Here is a 227-nt window from a genome sequence, read left to right as displayed (position 1 = left end):
GCGCAGCGCTCGGGCGCGGCCGCCAAGGAGATCAAGGGCCTGATCGACGACTCTGTCGGCAAGGTCGAGGCCGGCAGCCGGCAGGTGGCCGAGGCGGGCCGTACGATGGAAGAGATCGTCGACAGCGTCAAGCGCGTGACCGACATCATGGGCGAGATCACCGCGGCGAGCCAGGAGCAGAGCACGGGCATCGAGCAGGTGAACCAGGCGATCGCGCAGATGGACCA

1 protein-coding gene is annotated in these 227 nt (G+C 68.3%); it reads left to right on the top strand.

Going from position 1 to position 227, the window contains the following annotated elements:
* The coding region (locus AC3A6G_RS27485) for a methyl-accepting chemotaxis protein (protein WP_487875108.1) at positions 1-227 on the top strand (227 nt) is incomplete at both ends.

The sequence above is a fragment of the Variovorax sp. Soil_C_26 genome (assembly GCF_057657075.1).
Note: the sequence above shows the minus strand (reverse complement) of the source record. Positions and strands in the feature narration are given on the sequence as shown.